The sequence below is a fragment of the Phenylobacterium sp. Root1290 genome, assembly GCF_001425305.1.
GTDB lineage: Bacteria > Pseudomonadota > Alphaproteobacteria > Caulobacterales > Caulobacteraceae > Phenylobacterium.
The window spans coordinates 1-15472 of record NZ_LMEE01000002.1; the positions used below are offsets into that span (position 1 = coordinate 1).

The window sequence follows — 15472 nt, forward strand, 5'->3', positions numbered from 1 at the left end:
CCTCGCTCGACAGCCTGGTGCCGGCCAATCCCAACAAGCCCTACGACATGAAGGAACTGATCCTCAAAGTCGTCGACGAGGCCGACTTCTTCGAGATCAGCCCGGACTTCGCCAAGAACATCATCTGCGGCTTCGGCCGCATCGACGGGGCCAGCGTCGGCATCGTCGCCAACCAGCCGCAGGTGCTGGCCGGGGTGCTGGATATCGACTCATCGCGGAAGGCCGCGCGCTTCGTGCGCTTCTGCGACGCCTTCGAGATCCCGCTGGTGACCTTCGTCGACGTGCCCGGCTTCATGCCCGGCACCAAGCAGGAGCAGGGCGGAACTACGCCTGGCCCTCGGCCGAGATCGCGGTGATGGGCTCCAAGGGCGCCGTCGAGATCATCTTCCGCTCCGAGATCGGCGATCCCGAGGCCATCGCCGCCAGAGAGGCCGAGTACAAGCAGCGCTTCGCCAATCCGTTCGTCGCCGCTTCCCGCGGCTACATCGACGATGTCATCATGCCCCACTCCACCCGACGGCGCATCGCCAACGCGCTCAAGAACCTCCAGGGAAAACAGCTCTCCAATCCCTGGAAAAAACACGACAACATCCCGCTGTAGGTCGCGCTTAATGTTCTCCAAAATCCTGATCGCCAACCGCGGCGAGATCGCGGTTCGCATCATCAAGACCTGCCGCCGGATGGGTATCGCGACAGTCGTCGTCTACTCCGAGGCCGACGCGGACTCGATGGCCGTGGAGATGGCCGACGAGAGCGTCTTCATCGGTGGCGCGCCCGCAGCCGAGAGCTATCTGGTCGCCGACAAGATCGTCGCCGCCTGCCGCGCAACCGGCGCACAGGCCGTGCATCCCGGCTTCGGCTTCCTGTCGGAGAACGCCGGCTTCGCCAAGCGGTTGGCCGACGAGGGCATCGTCTTCATCGGCCCCAACCCCAGGGCCATCGAGGCCATGGGCGACAAGATCGAGAGCAAGAAATTCGCCGCCAAGGCCGGCGTCTCCACGGTGCCGGGGCATGTCGGCGAGATCGACGACGTCCCCCACGCCCTGAAGATCGCCGGCGAGGTCGGCTACCCGGTGATGATCAAGGCCAGCGCCGGCGGCGGCGGCAAGGGCATCCGGGTCGCCTGGAACGAGAAGGACGTCGAGGAAGGCTTTCCGGCCGTCCGCGCCGAGGCCAAGGCCAGCTTCGGCGACGACCGCATCTTCATCGAGAAGTTCATCGAGAGCCCGCGTCACATCGAGATCCAGGTGCTGGGCGACAAGCACGGCCACGTGGTCCACCTGTTCGAGCGCGAATGCTCGATCCAGCGCCGTAACCAGAAGGTCATCGAGGAGGCCCCCTCCCCGCTGCTGGACGAAGCCACCCGTGCGGCCATGGGCGCCCAGGCCGTCGCTCTCGCCCAGGCGGTCGACTACGACAGCGCCGGCACCGTCGAGTTCGTCGCCGGTCAGGACAAGAGCTTCTACTTCCTGGAAATGAACACCCGGCTGCAGGTCGAGCACCCGGTCACCGAACTGATCACCGGCGTCGACCTGGTCGAACAGATGATCCGCGTCGCCTACGGCGAGAAGCTGGGCTTCCAGCAGTCGGACCTGTCGATCAACGGTTGGGCGATCGAGAGCCGCATCTACGCCGAGGACCCCTATCGCGGCTTCCTGCCCTCGATCGGCCGCCTGGTCCGCTACTCGCCGCCGCACGAAGGCGACGCCGGCGCCGCCAAGATCCGCAACGACGCGGGCGTGCGCGAAGGCGACGAGATCTCGATGTTCTACGATCCGATGATCTCCAAGCTCTCGACCTGGGGGCCGGACCGCACCAGCGCCATCGCCGCCATGGGCCGCGCGCTCGAGGACTTCCACATTGAGGGCCTGGGCCAGAACATCCCATTCCTGGCCGCGGTCATGGACCAGGAACGCTTCGTCTCCGGAAAGCTCTCGACCAACTACATCAAGGACGAGTTCCCCGACGGCTTCCACGGCGTCGAGCCCACGCCATTCCAGCGCGACCTGATGGCCGCTGCCGCCTGCGCGATGCACCGTCGCCTGACGGCGCGCTCAGCGCCCCAGCTCGTCCGCGACGAGTGAGTGGTGATCGCCGGCCACGATCAGCGCCTGGTGCGCGTAACCAATGGCGGCGAGCGCTTTGCGGTCACTTTCGAGGATGGCCGCCCCCTTCACCTGACCGAGATCGATTGGCGCCCCGGCCTGCCGCTGTTCAAGGCCAAGCTGGACGGCAAACCGTTCACCGCCAGCGTCAAACCGGCGGCCGAAGGCTTCCAGATCCGCCACCGCGCCGCCCTCGCCCACGTCCTGGTGCTCACGCCCCGCTCGGCCGAACTGCACCAGAAACTGCCGCCCAAGCAGGCGGCGGACACCTCCAAGCTGATCCTCTCGCCTATGCCGGGTCTCGTCGTCAGCCTTGACGTCGAACCCGGCCAATCCGTCCAGGCTGGTCAAGCCGTCGCCGTCGTCGAGGCCATGAAGATGCAGAACATCATCCGGGCCGAACGCGAGGGCGTCGTCAAAACCGTCGGTCCCAAGGCCGGCGACTCCGTCGCCGCCGACGAAGTGCTCGTGGAGTTCGCATAAATGCAGACGACATCCCCCAGCGACGCCGGAAACATCACGCTCGGCGAGGTCATGCGCCGCCTCGACCTGACGGCCAGGGCGATCCGCTACTACGAGGAACTCGGCCTGGTTCGAGCCCGTCGCGACCAGCTCAACCGGCGCCGCTATGACGAGGACGCCGTCTCGCGGCTGGCGGCCATCGCAGAATTCCGGCGCGCCGGCCTGTCGCTCGACGACATCAGCAGCATCCTCAGCCGTCAGGACGCCGGCGGCGACCACTGCGCGCACATCGACTACGCCGTGTCGCGCCTGTCCGAGCGCCTCAAGGTGCTCGATCAGGAGCGCCGCGAGGCCGAAGCCGCGCTGAGCGCCCTCCTCGGCCATCGCCAGGCCGCGCCCTGGCCGGCGATTATGGAGCTGCGGGCATGATGATCGATCCCGCAGAGCCGCGTCACGACTGGACGCTGCCCGAGGTCGAGGCCCTGTTCGAGCTGCCGTTCATGCAGCTGGTGTTCCAGGCCGCGGCGGTGCACCGGGCCTGGTTCGATCCCAGCGAGGTGCAGCTCTCGCAGCTGCTCAGCGTCAAGACCGGCGGCTGCGCCGAGAACTGCGGCTATTGCAGCCAGAGCCAGCACTTCGAGACCGGGGTGAAGGCCTCCAAGCTGATGGACGCCGCCAGCGTCATCGCCGCGGCGATGGACGCCAAGGCCGGCGGNCTGGGCCTGGAGACCTGCGCCACGCTGGGCATGCTGACCAAGGATCAGGCCCAGTCGCTGAAGGACGCGGGCCTGGACTACTACAACCACAACCTCGACACCGGCCCGGACTATTACGACAAGGTCGTCACCACCCGCACCTACCAGGACCGGCTCGACACCCTGGAGGCGGTGCGCAGCGTCGGCATGTCGACCTGCTGCGGCGGCATCGTCGGCATGGGCGAGACGCGCACCGACCGCGCCGGCCTGCTGCACGCCCTGGCCACCCTGCCCGAGCATCCGAACTCGCTGCCGATCAACGACCTGATGCCGATCCCCGGCACCCCGCTGGGCGACTCCAAGGCCGTCGACCCGCTGGAGTTCGTGCGCATGATCGCCGTCGCCCGCATCCTCTGCCCCAAGACCGTGGTCCGGCTCTCGGCCGGCCGCGAGCACATGAGCCGCGAACTTCAGGCGCTCTGCTTCATGGCCGGCGCCAACTCGATGTTCATCGGCGGACGGCTGCTGACCACCGCCAACCCCGACAAGGACACCGACGCCGCTCTCATGGCCGACCTTGGCCTGCGGCCCATGACCATGGGCGAGCCGCGCCAGCGCGTCGACCTCGCCCAGGCCGACGTGATGGGGATGGCCTAGGTCTCCACGGGCGGCCGGCGGCAGATGAAGCCGTAGACCGCGATCCAAACGTAGCAGAGCGCGGGCGCAAGCAGCGCCACGCTCAGACCGGCACGGTCCGCGACCATGCCGGTCAGCACCGGCACCACCGCCCCGCCGACGATCGCCAGGCACAGTAGGCCGGAGCCTTGAGGCGTGTGCTCGCCCAGGCCCTCGATGCCCAGGGTGAAGATGGTCGGGAACATCACCGAATTGCAGAGCCCGATGGCCAGCACCGCCACGGCGGAGACCAGGCCGACCGTGCCCGCCGAGATGCAGGCCAGCAGGCCGGCCCCGATGGCGCAGGCCATGAGTACGAGGCCAGCCGGAACCTTGCGCATCACCACCGAACCTATGAACCGCCCGACCATCGCCCCGCCCCAGTAGAGCGCCACCAGCTGGCCAGCGGTGGCTGCGACAGCGCCAAGGGTCTTATCCTCCATCAGGTAGCTCACCAGCAGCGAGCCGATCGCCACCTCGGCGCCGACATAGAGGAAGATAGAAAGAGCCCCGAGCGCCAGCCGCGGACGCTTCAGCAACGCCGGCTTGAAGCCGCCGCTCGCCTCGCCCGCCGCCGACGGCGCGGCCGGCGAGCGGCGCAGGAACCAGAACACCAGGGCGAGGACCGCCAGGACCGCGGCAATGCCCAGGAACGGCGCCTGGACCGCATGAGCCTCGGCCTTGCGATAGACCTCCAGCGCCTGCGGCGTCAGGCTGGCGGCGTCAGGGTGCTCGACGCCGCCCTTCAGGATCAGCGCTGCGCCGACAAGCGGGCCGACGGTCGTGCCCAACGAATTGAACGCTTGGGCGAGGTTGAGACGCGAGTGCGCCAGCTCCGGCTTGCCGAGCAGCGCGATCAGCGGATTGGCCGCCACCTGCAGGGTCGTGATCCCCGCAGCCATCACGAACAGCGCCAGCAGGAAGGCCGGATAGATCCCCAGCTGCGCGGCCGGGGCGAACATCAGGCAGCCGGTCGCCATGACACCCAACCCCAGCACGATCTGGCGGAAGTACCCGATGCGCGCCAGCAGGATCGAGGCCGGAATCGAAAACACCAGATAGCCGAGGAAGAAGGCGAACTGCGTCAGCATCGCCTCGGCGTAGTTGAGCTGGAACAGCCCTTTGAGCTTGGGGATCAGGGTGTCGATCAGGACCGTCGCGAACCCCCAGGCGAAGAACAGCGACACTACCAGGGCCACGACCCGTCCCGCCGCCGCGCCCGCCCTCACGCTGCTTCCTATGGTGACCATCTTCAGGGCTCCAGCCGATAGCCGAACCGATAGAGCGGATCGGCGCTGTCATGGGGTTTGTCGCTCGCCTGGGCCTTGACCGCCGCCATGGAGGACGGGAGTTCGAAGGGCAACCGCCCCTCGGCCTTGGCCTTGCCGGTCAGCACGTCCAGCAGCGCGCCGTCGCTGACCCCGAAGTCGCCAATCAGCACGGCGGCCTTGCCCTTCAGGCCGGTCAGGATCGCGGGCCGGTCGAGGAAGACGCTGACGATGGTCGGGACCTTGGCGCTGATCGCCTTGATCGCTTCGAACTCCGGATCTCCGTCCTTGAAGTCGAGGTCGCCCTCGTGCTGCATCAGGCCGAACAGGTAGTTGGGGTGCAGCACCTGGTGCGGCGCGCCGGTGCGGACGATGGCGACGTCGGCCTGCTCGGGCGCATCGACCGCCACCAGGCCGGCGGCTTGCGCGGCGGTCCGATCGACGCCTTTCAGATAGACCTTGGCGCCGGCTTTCAGCGGCAGGTTTTCGGCCCGACGTTCCAGAAACACCAACGATCGGCTCTGAGCGGCGCGGCCTTCGGCCTGGAAGGCGGCCGAGCCGACGAGCCGGCCCGCGGCCGCAGGATCGACAAAGGGATTCTCGAACAGCCCCTGCTCGAACTTCTGAACCAGGATGCGCCGCACCGACTGGTCCAGCCGCGCCTCGCTGGCCTGGCCGGCCTTGACGATGCCGACCACCAGTTCGCTGTTCTCCGTGCCGCCGAACTGATCAACGCCGGCGTCCAGCGCCTTGGCGAAACGTTGTGTCTCCGTGAGATCGTCGACGCCCCAGGGCATGCCGATGACCGGCGGTTCGCCCGGCTTCCAGCCGCCCTGGCAGACCGCTGGACAGTCGTTGGTGATCGCCCAGTCCGAGACGATCACGCCCTTGAAACCGTAGGTCCCACGCAGCAGGTCGGTCAGCAGAAACTTGTTGAACCCGGCGCCCACCTGTTCGACCGGCTTGCCGTCGATGCTGAGGTTCTCGAGGATCGAATAGGTCGGCATGACGCCCGCCGCCTGGGCCGCGAAGGCGCCTTCGAACGGTTTGACGTGATAGGCGAAGTCTCCGCCCGGGAAGGTGGCGTAGCGGCCATAGGGGCTGTGGCTGTCCCAGCCGTCCTTGGCCGCGCCATAGCCGACCCAGTGCTTCACCACCGCGACGACGCTGTCCTTGTTCAGCCCGGTCTCGCCGGCCTGGAAGCCGGCGACATAGGCCCTGACCATGCGCGAGGCGAGATCGGCGTCCTCGCCGAAAGTGCCGGTGATCCGCGACCAGCGCGGTTCGGTCGCCAGGTCGGCCTGGGGCGACAGCGCCACATGGATTCCGACGGCCCGATACTCCGCCCGCGCCACCTCGCCGAACCGCTGCATCAAGGCCGCGTCGCCGATGGCCGCAAAGCCCAGGCTCTCGGGCCACTGCGAAAATCCCGCCGAGTCCACGCCGGCGCCCGCCGTGTGCTGGAAGTGGTTGCGCGGATCGGTGCTGATGGTCGCCGGAACGCCCAGGCGGCTCTGCTCGGCCAGAGCCTGGACCTTGTTGTTCTCTTCGGCCAACGCCGCGCCCGGGCCGCTCAGTCGGGTGATGAAACTGGAGACACGCTTATCCTCGATCAGCCGGGCGGCGCCGGTCAGGTCGTAGGCCGCGCCTGAACCGAAGGTGTTTCCCGGCGCCGGCAGCGTGCCGTGCATCATGGTCCCGGCCTTTTCTTCAAGCGTCATGCGTTGCGTCAGGTCCGCAGCCCGCACGTCAGCCGACAGCCGCCAGTCCTCATAGGGCTCAAGCTTGCCGTTCCGGTTGAGGTCCTTGAAAACCAGTCCGTCCATCGTAAGGCGCGGCGCGGTGCGAGCGCCAAGTTCGGGCTGCTGCGCAGCCAAGGCCGGCCCTGCAGCCAACACTCCAAGCGCCATCCAGGCATAACGCCAGCCAGCCATCATCCCCTCCCAATTCTTGTTCTTCTTCCAACCGCAAAGTGCGGCGGGCCCCGGGGGCATCCGGGACCCGCCAGTTCCGCGCGGGTTGGCGCGAGGCCAAACCACACGCAACTGATAACGTTGTCAATCGCTCATTTGAAACGCCTGCGGCGAAAGGCGACGAGCAATCCTTGCAGCCCCCAACAGCGCCGTGTGCGGCTGTACGACGAGGCGAGTCGGCACGGTTTCGACGAGGCTGGAGAGCCGTCCCTTGGCCTCGAAGCGCTCGCGGAACACACCGCCCGTCAAGAACCTCTCAACGCCCTCCAGCAGGCCGCCGGCCAGATAGACCCCTCCCCTCGCGCCGAAGGTCAGGGCGGCGTCGCCGCAGACGGAGCCGAACACCGCACAGAACAGTTCGACCGCCGCCGTGCAGCGCGCATCGACACCGGTGCAGGCGCGCGCCACGATGTCTTCTGACGACAGCGCCACGGGTGCAGTCTCCCCGCCGATCTCAGCCAGGATCGCATGCAGCGCCTGGAGACCCGGCCCCGACAGCAGGCGTTCGATCGACACGCGGCCATGGCGCCGGGTCAGCGCCCGCCACACCTCGATCTCAAGCTCGTCGGTCGGCGCGAATGCGGCGTGGCCGCCCTCGCTGGGCAGCACTTGAGCCGGCCCTTCCGCGCGCCAGACCAACGCGGCCAGGCCAAATCCAGTGCCGGCGCCGGCGACCACCAGCGGCGCCCGGGTGAGCCCCGGCAGTTCCGGTCCGATCGCCAGACTGTCCTCTGGCGCCAGTATGGCGACCCCCGTGGCCAGCGCCTCGAAGTCATTGACCAGCCGGGCTCGCGAAAAGCCGAGCCCCATCATCTCGACCTCGGACGCGTCCCAGGGGGCGTTGGTCAGTCGCGCCGCCCCGTCGGCGACCGGGCCCGCCACCGCGATGGTGGCGGTCGCCGGCAGCGCGGCCAGGTCGGCTGAACCCAGGAAGGCCTCCGCCGCCGAGGCCAGGCTGGGGTGGTCCTTGCAAAGCACATTGCCGGTCAGGACGATCGACGGACGCGCACCCTGCAGGTCGGCGACCGCGAACCGCGCATTCGTGCCGCCGACGTCGCCGACCAGGGCGAAACTCGCATCTCTCCGCATGGCGGCCCGTCAGTACGGGGACTGAGCAATGAGCGTGGCTTCCGCCTCGCAGGAGGGCGGCTTCTCGCCGTCCGTGCGGAGCTTGGCCAGTTCGGCGCGCGCGGCGTCCATATCGGTCCTGAACTCGGGCGAGCCATGCAGGGTCGCGAAGGTGGCGCTGGCCACGACCGCTCCGGCTTCCACTGCGCTGGCGTTGTGCGCCCCGCAGACCGCACGGCTCTGCCCGTAGGCGCGCCCCCGCGCCAGAATCTCGGTCGCACGGTCAGGCGCCAACTCGGCCAGGACCAGCGCCCAGGACCAACCCCAGACGGTGTGACCCGATGGATAGTCGAAGCTGCTGGCGACCTGCGCCGTCGGCTGGCAGATCTCGCCCTGCGCGACCTGGAACGGACGCAGGCGCTTGAAGTGATGCTTGGCGCTCTCGTTGGCGATCATCGCGTCGCCCAGCACCCGAAGCATGACGCCGTTCAGCTTGGGCGCGTTGGTCGGGGTCATCTTCACCCCGACCGCACAGGAGAACGCCTCCATCATGCCCGACGGCATCATGTCGACGTCTCGCGTGGCCAGCTTCCAGCGCTCACTGTCCTTCAGGCCTCGCGTGGACTGGAAGACCTGGCGGTCGACCTGGTCACGCGGATCGCCGTCGGTGGGCGCCGGGGGCACGATGTGCGCGGCGTTCAGGGCGCCCGGCGCCAGGTAGCCCTTGGGCAGGGTCGGGAACTTGACCGGCTCGGAGCCCGCGAGGGCGGCGCCGGCCAGGATCGAAATCCCGGCGGCGACCAGCCCGGCGCGCAGGGGCCTGCGCTTGTCCTTCATGATGGTTCTCTCAAAGCTGTGTGGGAGGATCAGTTGAACTTGAAGCCGGCCTTCACGCCGAAGGTCCGCGGCGCGCCGTAGCTGCCGAAGAAATTCCGCGCCGAGTCCGTGCTGACCGACAGCAGGACCGCCTCGTCCTCGAGGTTGTCGGCGAAGGCCTCGGCGTACCAACCGCCATCGTCGTCATAACGCAGGCTGATGTCGGTCGCGGTGTAGGCGTCCTGACTGGCCTGACCGTAGGGATTGAGGCTCACGCCCGCGACGGTGATGCGCCGGTCGTTGAACTCGGTGAAGAACACCTCGGACTGGTAGCGGGTGCTGATGCGGGCGGTCAGTTGTCCGGAGGCCATCGGAATGGCGTAGGCCACGCCGATATTGCCGTTCCAGCGCGGCGCACGCGGCAGGGTGTTCCCCGAGAGGTCCAGGACCGTCCCATAGAGCGGATCGATGGCGCCGACGTAGCGATCGAACTTGGCGTCGAGGTAGCCCAGCGAGGCGTCGACGCTCAGCGCCTCGGTGATCCGCGCGCGGCCCTCGAACTCGATCCCCCAGACGCTCGAGACCCCTGCGTTGGTGGTCAGCGCCCGCACGACCCCGTTCTCGTCAGGCGCCACGGAGACCACCTGCAGGTCCTTGTAGTCGTAATAGAAGGCCGAGAAGTTCGCGAGCAGGCGGCGATCCAGGAAGTAGTTCTTCGAGCCGGCCTCATAGGCGGTCAGGGTCTCGGGACCGAAGTTTCGGTTGCTGGAGAAGCCGCCCGCCTTGTAGCCGGTCGAGACGCTGCCATAGACCATGTTGTCGGGCGTGATCTCCCAGTCGGCGCCCAGCCGCCAGGTGGTCTTGGCCCAGGAGCCGGAGTCGGGCCGGAAGGTGTTGACGGTGGTTCCCAGCGGCCGGGTCAAGCCGACCGGGTTGCCCTTGCGGTCCTCCGAGTAGCGGACACCGGCGAAGACCGTGAAGGTGTCGGTGAGATCGTAGTCGGCCTGGCCGAAAACCGCCCAGGATTCGGCGAACCGCTCGGGCCGCTGCAGCACCACCCCCGTCGTGCGCGCGAGGTTGGTGTACTGGTAGAGGTTATCGTCGTTGGTTTCCTTGATGTAGAAGGCGCCAAGGATGTACTTCAGCGCCCCGTCGCCCGACGACGCAAGACGAAGTTCCTGAGAGAACGTCTTGTTATAATTGAAGTAAGAGATCGTCTGCGTGCCCGTCGCCGTGGCGTCGCCGTCGCTCGTCACGTCCTGATCGTCGGCGCGATAGGCGGTCACCGAAACGATATCCAATGCGTCCAGCGCATAGGTCGCCTCGGCCGCCACGCCCCAGATCTTGTTGTTGATCCGGCCCGCCGTATTGGTCTCGGCGCGATATGGGGCGCTGCGTCCGGAGGCGATGTAGCTGACCGCCCCGTTGCCGATCAGGACGTTGCCGGTCCCCGCGCCGCCCGCGTGATAGTAGTCGGCCGAGAGCAGCAGCCGCAGCCGCTCGCCCGGCGTGAACAGCAGGTGGACGCGTCCCGCCTCCTCCTTGGCGTCGCCCAGGTCGGGCATGCCCGGAGCGACGTTCTCCTGATAGCCGTCGCGGCGGTTGATGATGAACGCCGCGCGCGCCGCCAGCGTGTCGTCGACGATCGGGAAATTGTACATGCCCTGAGCGGTGAAGCGGCCGTAGGCGCCGACCAGGATTTCGCCCGCCGCCTGACCGGTGTTCATGACCGGCTTGCGGGTGATGATGTTCAGGCTGCCGGCCGTGGCGTTGCGACCCCAGAGCGTGCCCTGCGGCCCGCGCAGCACCTCCACCCGCTCAAGATCGTAGAACACCGAGTTCGCGCCCGAAGGCCGGGGCAGGTAGACGCCGTCCAGGTGGAAGGCGACCGAGGGGTCGCGTTGCGGCACGACGCCGGCCGAGCTGACGCCGCGGATGCTGATGATCACCTCGTTGCCGGCCTGGCCGATGTTGAGGTTCGGCACCTTGCCGGTCAGGTCGCCGGCGTCGACGACGTTCTGCTGCTGCAGGACGTCGCCGCTGATGGCGCTGACCGCCAGCGGCGTCGCCTGGACCGTGCCTTCGCGCTTCTGGGCGGTGACCACGACCTCCTCGACCTGGACGTCGGACTGCGCCTGGGCCGTTCCGGCCAGGGCCAAGGTCGCGGCTCCGGCCAGCCACATGAGCTTGTTCATTCGCGTTCTCCCTGAGTGCGGCCCGGCGTCATGGCTCTGGCCGTCTGTTCTTGATTGGTCGTCGTCGCGTGCGGGCGGACGGCCCCTAGCGGTCCCCAGGCCTCGTGCTGGGCGCAGCCGTGCTCACGGCCAGAATCGTGCTGGTCATCGTCGTTTCCCCCTGCGTGGCCGGTATCGAGCGTCCGGCCATCCTGCTTCCCGCCCCGTCTCTGCGGGCCGGCCAAGGTGAAGGTGGACGCGATCAGATAACGTTGTCAATTCGAATCTGACAACGTTATCTGATCAGCCTTGAAGCATTGTTGCGAACGCCCGGTCAGGGATGCGCATTGGGCGATGGCGGAAGATGTTTCGCGGCGGCAGGCACTTGCGGGCGGAAGCGAAGCGCGCGAGAGCTTTCACTCCGTGCGGCTGGAGATTGGCTTGTCCCGGCAACCGACGATCAAAGACGTCGCCTCCAAGGCGGAGGTGTCCTTCAAGACCGTCTCGCGGGTGCTCAACGGCGAGCCCCACGTCCGCAAGGAGGTGCGCGAACGCGTACTGGCCGCGGCCGCCGCGCTTGACTACCGCCCCAACATCGCCGCCCGCGGGCTGATCGGCGGCCGCTCGCGGCTGATCGGCTTTCTCTATGACAACCCGAACTACAGCTATGTCACCGAGGCGGAGATCGGGGCCCTGCTCCGCTGCCGAGAGGCCGGCTATCACCTCGCCGTCGAACCCGTCGATTCCCGAGGCGACGTTCCCCGCCAGATCGAGCAGATCATCTCCAGCCTGCGGCTCGACGGCGTGATCCTGACCCCGCCGATCTCGGACGACCCCGGCGCGCTGGCGGTGCTGGATCGCCTTGGCGTCGCGCATGTGCGCATCGCCCCCGAAGCCGGTCGCGACAAAGGCCCTTGCGTCTTCATCGACGACGAAGCCGCCGCGTTCGCCCTCACCCGGCACCTGATCGGCCTGGGGCACAGCACCATCGGCTTCGTGCAGGGCCACCCGGACCACGGTGCTTCGCATCTGCGTCAGGCCGGGTTCGAACGCGCGATGGCGCAAGCGGGCCTGACGACACGGCCCGCCCACATGGTCCAGGGCTACTTCACTTTCGAATCCGGGATGTCGGCGGGACGCGCCCTGCTCGACGCGCCCGATCGGCCGACCGCGGTCTTCGCCGCCAACGACAAGATGGCGTTGGGCGTCATGGCCGCGGCGCGCGAGCTGGGTCTCTCGGCGCCGGAGCAGATCTCCATCGCCGGGTTCGATGACACCCGCGCCGCGCAGATCAGCTCGCCGCAGCTCACCACGGTGCGCCAGCCAGTCGACATCATGTGCCAGGCCGCGGCCGACATGCTGATCACCCTGGCCGCGAACGAGGCTCTGGACGACCCGGCCCTGCAGCTGCCGTTCGAAATCCGCGCGCGCGGCTCCACCGCCGCGCCGGCCGCTGAACCGCAAAGCGTCTAGGCCGGGGGCGCCGTCGAGCCGCGGAACACGAGCGCGAAGTCCAGCCGGCGGGAACTGGCGGCCCGCTCGCCGGACTCCACCATCGCGATCACCGCCTCCGCCGCCGAGGCCATGGCCTGCACCGGCTGGCGAACGGTGGTCAACTGCGGCCAGGCCAGGGAGGCGATCTCGCCATCGTCGAAGCCGGCCAGCGAGACGTCGCCTGGAACCGACAGGCCAAGGCGGCGGGCGGCGGCCATGACGCCGAGCGCCATGTCGTCGTTGCCCGCGAAGATGGCGCTGGGCCGATCAGGTTGGCTCAGCAGACGCTCGCCGGCGACGTCGCCGCTGTCGAACAGGAAATCCCCGTCGGCCTCCAGCGCCCGATCCGCCGCAACGCCGCGTTCGGCCAACGCCTTGCGATAGCCTTCCAGCCGCCAGGCCGAGGCGCCGTGGTCGGGCGGCCCGCCGATGAAGCCGATCCGGCGGTGGCCAAGATCCAAGAGGGCGGCGGTCATCGCGCGCGCAGCCTCGACCTCGTCCACGCAGACGCAGGCGCCGCGCCCCGGCTCGACACTGGGCGCCAGCCGGGCATAGGGCACGCCGGCCTGGTCCAGGGTGTCGAGCACCGCCAGGTTGTCGCTCATCGGCGGCAGCAGCAGGAAACCGTCCGGCCGCAGCGAAGCGATGGTCGCCGCGACTGGCTCGCCAGTCATGGCGCTCTGGCCGTCATAGGGCTGGACGACCAAGTGGTAGCCTTCCGCACGGCACCGCTCGACCGCGCCCTGCTGGAACTCGGCGATGTAGTCCGGGATCATCTCCGGGATCGGCATGCAGATCAGAAACGAGCGCGAGCCTGGCAGGCCGCGGGCGAACACGTTGCGCCGATAGCCCAGCGCGTCGATCGCCTCCTGCACCTTCTCGCGCGCGGCGGCGCTGACGTGGCGCTCGCCGTTCAGCACGCGCGAGACGGTCATGACCGACAATCCCGCGCGGGCCGCTACGTCCTTGATCGTCGTCGTCACGCCCGGGCGTCCTTCATCCGCGCAGATATAACGCGGATTCTCGCGCCTCAGGGCCTCTTCGCGTCGGCCGCCCCTTCCACGAGGTCGAGCCGCGCCTTCCACGGATCGGCGCCCGCCTTGGCCCCGTCGTTCGTGAAGTCGAGGATCTGGTCGCCCTGGGCGTCGTAGCGCGGCCAGGCCGGGCGCCCGGCGCCATTGGGATCGCCGCTCTTGGCGAAGGCGACCCAGTAGGCGCTGGCCGCCTGCGCGGTCGCCGCGTCGGACGCGCTCAGCGCCTCGCCGTACTTGGCCTTCACCGTGTCGAAGACATAGGGGATCTCGGTGGCGTGCGGGGCGCCTGGCCACTGCTGGCGCATGGAGTCGGCCACGTAGCTGAACCGGAACGCATAGACGGGCCGGCCCGCCTTGGACCACGTCTTGGCCACGAAGCGGGCCGGCTCCACCATCATGGTGTCGCTGGCGACCACGGTTCCCACCTTGCGGACGTCGCCGGTCGCGCCGGGATCGAAGGCGGCTTGCGCGGCGGTGCGTTGCTCAGGCCCGAACGGGGCGTAGACCTCGTCCAGGGTCTTGGCCGTCGAGAAGCCGATGTCCATGCTGTTGGCCCCGACGATCAGCGGCACGTCCGCCCCGCCGCCGGCCGCATAGATCGCCCCCGGCTCGCCCACCACGATCTGGCCGTCGACCATCGGCCCGGCGTAGGTGGGGGTGAACATCGTCATCATGTTCAGGCCGGAGACCACCTTGTCGGCCGGCAGCCCGCGCAGCGCCGCCAGGGCCGCGGCGTCCTCGCCCTCGACGCCGACGCTCTTGGCGAAGGCCAGGCCGACCTGCTCGCCGGACGGCGGGCCGCCGGGCGCCTGGCCGCTGACCCTGCGCCCGGGATTGATGTTGCCGCGCCCGCCGCCCGACTGGACGATCGCCTTGTGGAACAGGCCCTTGGCCGCCGGCGTGGTCATCAGGGTGTGGATCGAGAAGCCGCCGGCCGACTCGCCGAAGATCGTCACGTTGCCGGGGTCGCCGCCGAACGCGCCGATGTTCCGCTGCACCCACTTCAGCGCCGCGATCTGGTCCATGAAGCCGTAGTTGCCGAGCGGGCCGCCTGGGCTTTCCTTGGTCAGGGCCGGGTGGGCGAAGAATCCGAAGCGGCCGACGCGGTAGTTGAAGCTGACCAGCACCACGCCCTGCCGGGCGATCTGGTGGCCGGAATAGACGTCGGGCGAGGAGCCGCCGTTCACGAAGCCGCCGCCGTAGATCCAGACCATCACCGGCAGCTTGGCGTTCGCCGGCGCGCCCTGCGGCCGCCAGACGTTCAGCACAAGGCAGTCCTCGGCCGGTTCGGTTCCGAGCGGCGCGGCATCGCTGGGGAACGGCTTCTGGGCGCAGTCGTGGCCGTAGGCGGCGGCCGGGCGGACGCCGCTCCATTTCGCGGCCGGCTGCGGCGGACGCCAGCGCAGGTCGCCGATGGGCGGCGCGGCGAACGGCACGCCCTTGAAGGCGACCACGCCGTCCTGGACCACGCCCTGCAGTCGGCCGCTCTCGACCTTGACGATGTCGGCGGCCGCGGCCGCTCCCGTAAGACCCAGCGCCAAGGCAGCGCCGAGCGCGCCTGCTTTGCCGATCATGCCGTCCTCCCGTTCGGCCTGAGGCCGCTGTTTTTGTGCTTCTGGGGCCGGAAGGTTCACCGCTACTGATAACGTTGTCAATCGCTCTTACGGCAAAGCTGGCGCACCGGCCCGGCAAGTGATCAAATACCCGC

The 15472-nt window shown here is 68.5% G+C and carries 10 protein-coding genes and 4 pseudogenes; 7 read left to right on the plus strand and 7 right to left on the minus strand.

Translation table 11 applies throughout. The features are described from left to right. From ASC79_RS20760 to bioB, 6 genes and pseudogenes are all read left to right on the plus strand, one after another. A pseudogene (locus ASC79_RS20760) lies at nucleotides 1–601 on the plus strand (carboxyl transferase domain-containing protein); the annotation flags it as partial. Nucleotides 602–611: 10 nt separating this feature from the next. Next, nucleotides 612–2001: pseudogene (locus tag ASC79_RS09570) on the plus strand (acetyl/propionyl/methylcrotonyl-CoA carboxylase subunit alpha); the annotation flags it as partial. 86 nt (nucleotides 2002–2087) lie between these two features. Continuing rightward, the gene (locus tag ASC79_RS21775; protein ID WP_369817455.1) at nucleotides 2088–2588 is read left to right on the plus strand and encodes a biotin/lipoyl-containing protein; all 501 of its coding nucleotides are present in this window, start codon (nucleotides 2088–2090) and stop codon (nucleotides 2586–2588) included. Then, nucleotides 2589–2996 carry a MerR family transcriptional regulator gene (locus ASC79_RS09575; protein WP_056018065.1) on the plus strand — a complete coding sequence of 136 codons (408 nt, stop codon included), beginning with the start codon at nucleotides 2589–2591 and terminating at the stop codon, nucleotides 2994–2996. Beyond that, nucleotides 2993–3282: pseudogene (locus tag ASC79_RS21480) on the plus strand (biotin synthase); the annotation flags it as partial. The gene ASC79_RS09575 and the pseudogene ASC79_RS21480, both read left to right, overlap by 4 nt. Nucleotide 3283: 1 nt before the next feature. Further along, a pseudogene (bioB, locus tag ASC79_RS09580) lies at nucleotides 3284–3919 on the plus strand (biotin synthase BioB); the annotation flags it as partial. On the opposite strand, the gene ASC79_RS09585 reads toward bioB, so the two are convergent. The 5 genes from ASC79_RS09585 to ASC79_RS09605 all read right to left on the minus strand — a co-directional run bounded on the left by ASC79_RS09585 (nucleotide 3916) and on the right by ASC79_RS09605 (nucleotide 11257). Continuing rightward, the gene (locus tag ASC79_RS09585; RefSeq protein WP_056025172.1) at nucleotides 3916–5187 is read right to left on the minus strand and encodes a sugar MFS transporter; all 1272 of its coding nucleotides are present in this window, start codon (nucleotides 5185–5187) and stop codon (nucleotides 3916–3918) included. The pseudogene bioB and the gene ASC79_RS09585 sit on opposite strands and share 4 nt — an antisense overlap. Nucleotides 5188–5189: 2 nt before the next feature. Then, nucleotides 5190–7139, minus strand: a complete 1950-nt coding sequence (locus tag ASC79_RS09590; protein ID WP_056025766.1) for a glycoside hydrolase family 3 protein — start codon at nucleotides 7137–7139, stop codon at nucleotides 5190–5192. A gap of 123 nt (nucleotides 7140–7262) precedes the next feature. Beyond that, nucleotides 7263–8267, minus strand: a complete 1005-nt coding sequence (gene glk, locus ASC79_RS09595; RefSeq protein WP_056025176.1) for a glucokinase — start codon at nucleotides 8265–8267, stop codon at nucleotides 7263–7265. A gap of 9 nt (nucleotides 8268–8276) precedes the next feature. Next, nucleotides 8277–9083, minus strand: coding sequence for a phosphatase PAP2 family protein (locus ASC79_RS09600; RefSeq protein WP_056025179.1), 807 nt, complete (start codon nucleotides 9081–9083; stop codon nucleotides 8277–8279). A 29-nt stretch (nucleotides 9084–9112) separates the two neighbouring features. Then, nucleotides 9113–11257: a TonB-dependent receptor gene (locus tag ASC79_RS09605; protein WP_056025182.1), complete on the minus strand. Its 2145-nt coding sequence runs from the start codon at nucleotides 11255–11257 to the stop codon at nucleotides 9113–9115. 420 nt (nucleotides 11258–11677) lie between these two features. Here ASC79_RS09605 and ASC79_RS09610 point away from each other — a divergent pair, with 420 nt between their 5' ends. Next, on the plus strand, nucleotides 11678–12709 hold the full coding sequence (locus ASC79_RS09610; RefSeq protein WP_056025185.1) for a LacI family DNA-binding transcriptional regulator: 1032 nt from the start codon (nucleotides 11678–11680) through the stop codon (nucleotides 12707–12709). Here ASC79_RS09610 and ASC79_RS09615 read toward each other — a convergent pair. Then, nucleotides 12706–13713 (minus strand): LacI family DNA-binding transcriptional regulator, encoded by a 1008-nt coding sequence (locus ASC79_RS09615; RefSeq protein WP_235528872.1) that lies wholly within the window; start codon nucleotides 13711–13713, stop codon nucleotides 12706–12708. The two genes, ASC79_RS09610 and ASC79_RS09615, sit on opposite strands and share 4 nt — an antisense overlap. 47 nt (nucleotides 13714–13760) lie before the next feature. Further along, nucleotides 13761–15338, minus strand: a complete 1578-nt coding sequence (locus ASC79_RS09620; RefSeq protein WP_056106257.1) for a carboxylesterase/lipase family protein — start codon at nucleotides 15336–15338, stop codon at nucleotides 13761–13763. Between the last annotated feature and the right edge of the window lie 134 nt (nucleotides 15339–15472).